This is a genomic window from Gilliamella sp. WF3-4 (genome assembly GCF_001690275.1).
Lineage (GTDB): Bacteria > Pseudomonadota > Gammaproteobacteria > Enterobacterales > Orbaceae > Gilliamella > Gilliamella apicola_C.
In genome coordinates, this window is record NZ_LZGW01000006.1 from 1 (window position 1) to 10811 (window position 10811).

The window sequence follows — 10811 nt, forward strand, 5'->3', positions numbered from 1 at the left end:
AAAAATTATTCAGGAGTATATACCGTTTAGTTTGATTAAGATTCAATATTGGTTATTGTTTAGTATTTTGATATTAATGTTTTATTAGACTTTTGTTTTATTGGAATTATAGGATTTAGTGACGGTGTTAACCGTCACCTTTAACTTGCTAATATGTAAAATTCAAGATGGAATTAATCTAACTGGGCTGATAACGATTATCTTTAATAATATAAGGCTCCGCTATTTCATTCCATACCACCTGAGCCATTTTTTGCCATTCGGTTGGATTACTCTGCTTTGCAATATAATCCCTTATTAATTTTACAGATTGGTTAAATTGTTCCTTGTCCAACTCGACAAAAGAATAAAACTTTAAGTATTCTCCTTCTTCCGATTTTATGATTTCATGTAATTTAGGATAGTTAGGTAAAAATACTGCATCTAGCAAATCACCAAAGGCATCCCAATAACTGCTATTAATAAATCCCCCTGTTCGTTGAAAATTAGCTTCTCTTTGCCCTTTATCATTCCAACCAATAAATAAACTTGCCCCCATGTACTTACCTCATAATTATAATTTTATCTTGCTGTGCCTTAGATAATGTTTTTATGTAATTAATAAAGATCTTTTGGTTAGTTGGTGTTAACACCCTAAAATCAACAGGTACATAATCAGCTTTCTTCAAATGATCTTGAATAACATCTTTACCACTACCTGATGCCATATTTTTTTCATAAAATTTATTTAAACCATCAATTTCCTTTTGTGACAATTTGTCAGTTGTATACATTGCATCAACAGTTTTACCTTTATTGGGACCTGAAGTAATAATAAAGTCTGGTGAAGAACCAGTTGTGGCTCCTTCAGGCGGCGTATAACGCTCCATTTTACCTAATACTGGCTCAAGCTGCGCTGCAGCGGCTGCTTCAGCGGGTTTTAATTTACCACTACCGCCCAGATCTGGCGTATTGAGACGATTTTGTCCTTCAAGCGGTGTTTGATTGATTTTTACTTCATTCAAACCTTCACTATTTTTTATTATTTGTCCATTTGCTCCCTTTCCAGCACCCCCAGCTGTTGCTTTATTAACATTCTTACTTAATTGCTCTACATCTTTAGCCGATAACTTCCCTATAGCTCTAGACTTCCAAGCTAAATCACTAAAACCTTTTGCGGTAACGCCACCTGTTGAGAGTGAAAATAACAGTTCAGCATCTGATGCTGACACGCCTAATATCTTAGAAAGTCCCTCGGCGGTTTGCGTATGATAACTTTTGCCATTATAAATGACCCTTAATCCCGTTACGCCATTATCAGCCATTGACCATGTTAGGTATGCACTTGGTATACATCCCACCACTGAGCTACAAGCTGGTGATAATGCGACTGCTCCGACCCCATCCAAAACAGCAGCCCCAACCTGAAGGACACCTCCTGCTCGAGTGGTTATGCTGTATTCATTATTAATATATACTACGTTATCTGAAATACCATCAAAAAATGTATACTGAAATAACTTTTCATTTTTTTGATAAGGTATTCCAAGTATAGATCTATTTTTTGTGTGTTCTTGAGCTTCAAGCGTTTCTCTATATGCTTGTAACTCGTCACTACTGCCTAACTTTTCTAGTTCTCGGAGTACCGCTTTCTGCGGGTCATTATCAGCCAGTTCGGACGAACATTTAATTAGTGCACATGCTGCTGCTAGATAACGTAATTCTTCCTGCTTATCTCCTTTAGCCAATTTTCTAATTCGTTTATTCTCTCTACGCGTAGTTAAACGGTTATTCTCAACCGCATTCTTACTCGCAGCTATCGAAGCACCAACATCACCCATATCACCACCAACGCTGGCCGTGGCAAGACCTGCGGCTAGTTGCGATAATGCGCTGATGTTTTGTTTTTCTGCTTCGGTGAGGTCTTTGATGTCTTTCTTTTTACCGTTATCATCTTTATAAAGATTGAGGATGGCTTCTGCAGCAAGTTCGCCACTTACTGCGCCTGCGCCACCCGCTAAGCCTGAGTTGCCTTGTAGTTCGGCTATAGTGCCCGCTAATATGGCGTGAGCCGTTAAACGAGCTACTTCGTTATCCCCTGCATGTATTTTAATTTGCTCTGCTAGCCATGGTGCGCTAGCACCTGCAAGGCCACCCGTGACGTCGCCAGTGATGATGCCGGTAATGATTGAAGCCGCTGAGTCTATGCCTTTGCTGACATCTCCACCCATGGTGCCAAGGTTGTTTTTTGCATTTTTTACCACTGCATCGCTGACGGCATTATAATAATTTTGCTGGTAAAGCTCGTCGTAGCTTTTTGGGGTATAGCTTGGCTCTTGTTGAGCTTTAAGCTTTTCTTTTTTTAGCTGATCTGTGGTTTTTTCTTTTAGGCCTTTTTTAATTTCTTCGTCGTTGTCTATTTTGTTTTGTGCCTGTATTCGGTCATATTTGCCCATTATGCTTTTCGTCTGTTGGGCTATGTCTTTGATAAGCTCTACCGTTTCGATTTTGTCGAGCTCTTTTTGTTTGTCAAATATCGGTTTTAACGTGTGGTTCGCATGCTCCGTATCTCGGCTTAAATCATTAATATCCTGTTGTTGTTTGTCTTTGTTGCGGATGATGAGTTGACCTTGCTCTACCGCTGAGTGGGTGATGCTTGAGTCTTTTTCACTGTTTTGATATGCCGCTGGTGCACCTGCGCCACCCGTGCCGCCACTGACCGAGATATGGCTAACATTAAATTCCGCTTTGTTTTTGATGTCACTAAAGCTAATGGTGCCCGTATCAAGGCGGTTTTTGCTCGGGTCTTCGGCTTCCGAGGAGATGACCGCCCCTTTTAGGTCGGTGTTGTTGCCTACCTTGATGTCAAAGCCACCTTTGCCAGCAAAAATACCCGATTGGTCGGTGACACTTGCCCATTTGCTGTCGATGTCCGTACTTGATAATGAGCCGTTGGCACTAAAGCCACCAAAGCCAGCACTGCCACTGACCGAAGCACTGATTTTTTCGTAATCATAGTCGTCCGTATCTTGCAGTGATTGGATGTTTAAGTTGTTACCCACATCCATGTTGACCGTGTTGCCTTTTAATTGGCCGCCAATGATGTTAGTGTCGTTGCCCGTTTTGATGGTGAGCTTGTTTTTCGCATCAATCACGCTTTCTGTCCAAGCACTACCATCCGCATTTTCTCGCTCTCGGCTAAAGTTGGCATTGCCTTTAAAGCGTAAGCCACTTTCATCACCACCAAATTGAAGCTGGATACCAACCCCTCCTCCATAGCTTTTTTCATCACGGTCACTGTGCTGGGTGTTGACCGCACCAATCACATTTAAATCCCGATTCGCCGTGATGTTGATATTGTTCCCTGCGTTGATTTCACTGCCTTTAAGAGTGATGTCTCCGCCTTGTTTGTTGGCGTCACCCGTGGCGATAATGTCGATGTCTCGCCCTGCCGAGATGCTACTGCTGATGACGTTGTGTTGCGCTTGGTTGACTTCTCGCTCTGTGCGCTGAGTGCCTACCATGGCACTAACACCAATTGAAGCTTGGCTTTGACCTTGTTGGTTTTTGAGCTGGCTATCTTCTAGCGCTTCGACCGCTGTTAAAGCCGATTTGATGGATTGTAGGGCAAGGAGTTTGTCATTGCCTTGTTTCTTGGCTCGCTCTACGGCTTTGGCCGCTTCATACATATCTGCGGCCGTGCCCGTTAAGGCCACCGTTAAACCTGATTTTTCGTAGCTGTACTCTTCTTTATACGTCGTTTTGGCATCTAATGCTTCAATGTTGACGTTTTCACCTTGCAGTTTGATGTCACGCTGCGCAATGACTTCGCTGCCTTTGATGTTCACGTCTTTACCCGCTTGGATATTAACACTGCCATCCGTGCTACCCACCACACTACCCAAAAAGGCTTGTTCGTTATCGGTTTGTTTGAGGTTTTCTTTCTCTTTACCCACCGTAAAACCAATACCCCCACTGCCCATTAATCCCGATTTCTTGGTGACGGTTTTTTGCATGTGGTAGTAAGACTCTTCCGCCGCATCAATGGCAATATCTTTGCCTGCGTTAAGCGCGACATTATTGCTGCCAATCACTTCACTGCCCGTGACCTTAAGGTTATTACCCGCATTGATGTTGACCCTATCACCATAAATGCCACTGCCTTTTTGCGTGATATTATCGACTTCAATATCTTCGGTAATCGAACCTTTGTTAAGTATCCCTTTGGTTTTGCTTTTGTGATGTTCCGTTAATTGCAAGCGTTCTTGCTCGCTACCAATATCAATATCATGCTCTGCTAATAAATTTAAGCGCTTATTGCTCGATATCTGCGCCGATTTTGCCAAGATATCATTGCTAGCAATCAAATTGAGGTCGCCATCGGTTAAGATTTCACTCCCTACCACGTTGTCTATATCCACTTTGTGTGAGTGGTTTTTATTCCATACCGATGCTTGATGGCTTTCTGTCTTTAATGTCGTTAAATGGATATCGTGTCCCGCTATCATGTTGGTTGTGCCATCTTCACCCCCATTGACCACTAAAGCTGCACCCAGATTGATATCATGACCCGCTTTTAAGTAGATATCCCCCGCTTTAACGTTGAGACTTGAAACTTGGTCTATTACCGTATTTTTGCTTTTACTTGCGCCGTAATGCGTTTCGGTAGTAGCCGTGGTGCTGTTTAAGTTGATGTCGTTATTGGCCTGTAAAGACGCCAATTTGTCTGCACGTAATTTGCCACGGCTGTTTATGCTGTCTTTGGCTTGAATGATGAGGGTTCCTGCATCAATCAGGCCTTGGTTATTGACGTTATCCCCTAATAGCGCAACCCGTTTTTTCCCTAATATCGCCCCCGAGGATTCAATGTCATTTTCCGCGATTACCGTGACATTTTTTCCTGATAATAAGCCCCCTTCCGCCGTCAGCTGTGGTCTATTGACCAGATAAACTTGGGGTACTAATACTGACACCGCTTGCCCATCAACCATGACCGTTTTGCTTTCTAACCAGACTATATCGCTGGTGAGTTGTTTCATTTGCGCTGCTGAAAGTGCTACACCTACAGCTAAGCCATATTTTTTCGCAAAAACACTGCCTGCATTCATTAATGCCTTATATTGTTCTAGGTCGCTGGTATAATCACCCACATATCGATGCCCCGTTAAGGCTATAATTTGCTCTCGAATCAGCTGCTGCTCATAATAACCGTCACCTAACCGTTTTTGGATATTGTTCGGATCGACCTTTAAGCGGTTGAGCATGTAATCAGAGCTTAACCATTTTTTTCGGTCCGTGAAACGGCTGTCAGTTTCCACTAAATAATGACTTTGTGGCGCTTTATTTATTATCGATAAGCTGTTTTGCGGTAAGGTCAAATTAGGCTCAACAAGGATAATTGAATCACCATAATGCTGACTATCTTCACTGGTCACTTTTTGATTAGCGTCAATAACTGGGGTATCAAGCGCTGGTGTGTCAACGTTATCAGGTTGATAAATAGGTTGCATAATCGGTAAATCATTGACCTGATGTTCCGGTAAAATGCTGATTTTACCCTTTTCCTCACCTTGGTTAATGATGTCTTTCAGTGAGTTATTAAGGTGTTTGTCGTTTTTGACCTCGGCCTTAATCGGATCAACAATAATATCTATACTAACATTCGCCTCTTTACGTGGTTGTAAATCAACTTGGCTTTTATCCTCTTTACTGTGCGCTTTTATTTTGGCATGCTCAAGATCGATGGTGGTGACCGATTGGTCGTTATAGTCGCTCCATTTTGCTCTTTTTTTATATACGGCTTTACCTTTCTTAGTCTCTTTCTCGCGGTAATGGTAAATTTTATTACCCATATCAGTGACCGTGTGCTGGCCTTTTAATGAGTGATTATTGAGTGTGCCAGTCTCAATATTTAAGGCATTACCCGCAATAATTTTACTGTTATCATTTTCTAAATGGTCGGATTGTATATGCAAATCTTGACCAGAGATGATTTCTGCTGGTGCAGTATTTTTGATTTTAGTTTCATAAATATGCCTTGTGTAATCATATTTGTAATACTTATAAGTGGAATTAAAAGCGCCATTATTGGAATGCAAAACAGGGTATCGATGCCGCTCTTTAGGGCTAGTACGAATACTTACTTCATCGGGTTTAAATCGCCGAGCATCTCCGGTTGGTGAATATTCAATAAGATGTTGACTATCGACTAAGACCTCTTCGGTTTCAATATGGTCATTGATGTTGTTAATTTGCTTGACTTTTAATGCCATATCGTCAGTCGCTTCAATCCGTGCTGAGTGATTGTTTAAGGTTTCACCCTCAATATACATCTCTCCTAAGCTGAGTATCAGCGCATGATTGGTATTATTTACTGTGTTGGCATCCAATAAAAGCGTGTCCCTTGCTGCAATAGTTGGCGCAAGCGGGCTGGTTAAAGAAGGCGCTCGGTTGTTCACCTGATGAGCTCGGATATCAATCCCATTCCCATATAAGCGCGCGCCGTCCAGATTGTCAAAACGCTGCGATGCGTTTAGGTGAACGTCACCACCATCAATCAGTCCTTTATTTTCCAATATTTGCCCATTGGTGTTGATTTCCTCTGATTCGATAATGCCTTTTTCTGTATTTTTTATTTCGTCACTGTTAAGGGTGATGGCTTGACCCGATGAGATTTTTCCGTCATTGGTAATTTGGCTGGCGTTGATTGAAATAGCATTATTTGCCAGTAAGCTGTTTTTGTTATCAAATGCATTAGTTAAATTAAGCGCAATATTATGTTCAGCAAGGAGTTCACCATCACCACTGAGTTGATTTGCGGTAATGGTAATATCATTGGCTAATAAACGAGCTTGACTATTAGCTATGTCACCCGCTTGAAGATGTAATAACGTTTTCGCTACAATATCGGCTTGTTGATTTTTAAGCGATTGGGTTTTTAACTCAATTTTTCCAGCATTCAATTTGGCTTGATGATTATTGATTGAATCCGCTTCAATCAAAATCCCCTTATTGGCCTCTGTTATTGAGTATTGATTATCAATCGTGCCATGAGATTGTAATTGAATTTGTTGCATCGCAGTAAGCTTGGCATGATTATTGGTTAAATTATTCTCTGCATGTAGCCGAATATTACCCATGCTCAACAATTTCGCTTGTTGGTTATCAACGGTTTGCCCATCTAAGGTGATATCCCCTTTAGCTTGAATATCAGCAGACTGATTATTGATGTGATTCGCTTTGACCGTGAGGTTACTTTCTGCAACCCATTGTGCTTGGTGGTTATTGACCTCGTTGGCGGTTATTGCCAATTTCCCTTTACTGCTTAATTCAGAATCTTCATTATTTAAAGCATCTGCATGAATGATAATACCATCTCGCCCTGAGATTAGCATCGCATGTTGATTAGCTAGGTGGGCATTGACATCCATTTGCATACCTTGTTTGGCCTGTAAGGAGGCATGGCGATTGTCAAGGTTATTGGCATGAATCGAAATATATTTATCCGCTAACCCAAGGGCGTGCTGATTATTTATTTCGTTACTGTTTACGGTAATATTTTGTTTAGCCGATAAGGTGCTATCTTGGTTATTCGTTTTGTCGGCATCAATATGTATAGAGCCATTAGTAATTAACGTGGCGGATTGATTATTAAATTCGGTACTTTGGATGTCGATGCCTTTATCAGCATGAATATAGGCCGATTGATTGGCTAATTGTTTAGCGGTTAATGATAATTGGGTTCCCGATATTAAGGTTGCTTCGTTATTATTTAATTTATCGGCTTTGACGGCAATACCCTTATCGGCTTTGAATACAGATGAATGATTATCCATATCATCACTATCAATAATAATGGCATTTTGGCTAACCCATTTGACCGATGCGCTATTAAGCTTTTTGGCTTTTATGCGAATCTTATCGTCAGTTTTTAATATGGATGACTGACTATTAAGTTCATCTGCATTAAGCATAACTTCGTTACCGGCTGCCAATAAGTTATTTTGATTATTTATTTGCTTGGCAGCCATAGTGATTTTATTTTGTGTTCGAATATCAGCGTTTTGATTATCTAATTGCTCATCACCATTAAACCCAACATCGCCCGTCGCAACCATGGTGCTATGTCGATTATTAATCCTTTTTCCCTGCATAGTCAGGTCATGACCAGACTTGATTTTTGAACGTTGATTATCAATGCGCTGTGACTTAAGCTCCAGTTTGTCACCAGCAATGAGTGTCGCATCAGCATTGTCCAATTGGTCGGTAGCCGTTATAGATAAGGCTTTACCCGATTGCATGGCTAAATGACGATTATTAATCTTATTACCATCTATCTTTATCGATTGCTGGCTAATTATTTGTGCATGTTGGTTGTCAATATCGTGAGCCTGAATGTGAATAGCCGCTAATGCATTGACGAGGGTATTTTGGTTATTAACCTTGTTTGACAATAAGTCAATTGTTCCATAGCTCTGTAATTTGCTGTTATGATTATTTAAATACAGTGCGTTAAGGTAAATATTTTTATAGCTCGATATTGACGAATTTTGATTATTTATCGTTTGTGCATTTGCGGTAATATGACCTTCACTAATCCATTTCGCATTATTGTTGTCTAATTGTGAATTTGCTGTAACAGCTATGTCACCTTTAGCACTTAACGTTGCTGCATTTAATTTAACCGTGTTTGCTTCAAGGGTGGATTGTTTTTCACTCACGATTAACCCTTCAGTTGCATCAATGCCATCGGACGCTTTCAGGTTAATATCCCCTTTTGCTTTAACTTTTACTTTTTGTGCATCAATATGCGAACTTATCATATTGATATCATGATTACTGACCAATACCCCCTCATTAACCCATAGTTGCTCTGCGGTTATAGCAATGCGATCGCTTGCGCTGAGTTCGGCATGATAATTATTGATATTTTTACCTTGTAACGTTAAGGTCGAATTCGTTAGTAATAGTGCAGATTGATTGTCGAGCTCGGTTGCATAAATTGATAAATGACCATTGGATTTTAATTCTGCTGATTGGTTATTCACTTGCTGACCATCAATAGCCATATTATGCTGTGCAGTGAGCTTTGCGTGTTGATTAAAAAATTGCTTAGCTTTGATATTAATTGTGTCGTCTGAAATGAATGTCGAAGAATCATTATTAACTAGCTCACCGTGAATCGTGATAGTTCCTTTCGCACTAAAAGCCACTTTTTGGTTGTTAATTTGATTAGCATCAATTGTTAACGTGTCTTCTGTCAAGAATTTAGACTGTTGATTATCAAAAAGATGACTATCAATTGTTAAATATTTTTTGGATTGCAAGGTTGATTTGCGATTTTCCAATGTATTGGCTTTTATGTGCAAATAATCATGACTTACTAATAATGAGCCATTATTGGTGATATATTCCCCTTGAAGATTAATCGCGCCCTTCGCCAGCAAGGTACTATTATTGTTGTCAATAACTTGTTTGCCATTAAAATGAATTGCATTGCCGACATTGAGTTTTGTTTGTGCGTTATTTATTTTATTAGCATTCAATACCACATCTTTATCAGCCAGTATAATCGCTTGTTGGTTATCAATTACGTTTGCTTTAGCAAAATAGGTTGCATTAGTTTTAGCTTGTAAATAACGGCTATCAATCAAATTATTGGCATTTAAATTGATGCTTTCTTTGCTATTAATTTTAGCCGCATTGAGATTGATATTGTCAGCCGTCACCGCCAGCGATTTAGCTATATTTTGGCTGTTTGCAAGGTCAACATTGTCTTGCGCATTCACCACAATCTGTTGACCCGCTAAATTTTTGCCCGTTAATAAAACATCTTTAGCCTTGGCTGCAATATTGCCTTGTTTAGTCAACTGCCCTTGTTGGTCAATCCCCGCCGCAACGGTACTGCTTTTACCACTATTTATCGTTGAGGCTTTAAGCTCGACATTATTTTCAGCGATTAATGCCCCCTCATTAGCAATCGCTTTTTTGGCGTTTAATTGAAGGTTTTTTTTGCTGTAAATTTGTTTACTGTTACTAATAGTGTGTTGACTGCTTAGCTGAATATCACCTTTAGCTTGTAAGGTACCAGTATTGCTGATTTTCCCATCCGCACTGATTATAAGGTTACCAGCACTTGCCCCTAACTCGCCTGCATTATGTACACCAACCCCTTTTTCTGTCCCGACTAGCTGGATTTTACCCGCATACATCCCCCCCAGTGCCGAAACATCCAAGCCAACTTCCGGTTTTGGGTTATCATCTTCACCTAACGGTGTTACCGTTTGTGCGTCAACGCTGACTTTATTACGCCCTGCCACCACATTTAAATCATTTGCCCATACCGCAGAATTTATCGATACCGTGCGAGCAATTAAATCCGTATAACTTTGCCCAGAACTGTCCAGACCTTTACCCGTTACCGCTATATGACCTTGCTCTACCTGATAACCGGTTAAATCCCCATTTTCAATTATCGGTTTACCCGTCGTTAATGTGCCTCGACTCGCATTAATAAAACCACAACCATTACAGGTGATCCCTGATGGGTTGGCTATAACCACTTGAGCCTTTTGTCCCGCAACTTCAACGACCCCATTTAATTGGCTTGGGTTACGTGAGTTGACTTCGTTTAAGATGATTTTGGCACTGCCACTGGCATTTAACAGTTCATTACCTTGGATATAACCCCCAATTTGGGTTTTGCTGGTTTTACTGCTGTTATTTAAAATTACACCTTGCTTTGAGACATCAAACTGTTGGTATTTGTTATGTGAAACGCCTTTATTATTCGGCGTTTGTATGTTGACCTGTGTGGTGCCGTTCGCCGTTGA

The 10811-nt window shown here is 40.5% G+C and carries 2 protein-coding genes; both read right to left on the minus strand.

Annotation, left to right across the window (positions count from 1 at the left end; all coding sequences use genetic code 11):
- Positions 1-178 precede the first annotated feature (178 nt).
- Complete coding sequence (locus A9G47_RS02160; protein ID WP_065642046.1) at positions 179-538, minus strand: hypothetical protein; 360 nt, start codon at positions 536-538, stop codon at positions 179-181.
- A gap of 4 nt (positions 539-542) precedes the next feature.
- A partial coding sequence (locus A9G47_RS02165; protein WP_065642047.1) for a two-partner secretion domain-containing protein occupies positions 543-10811 on the minus strand: 10269 nt, incomplete at its 5' end.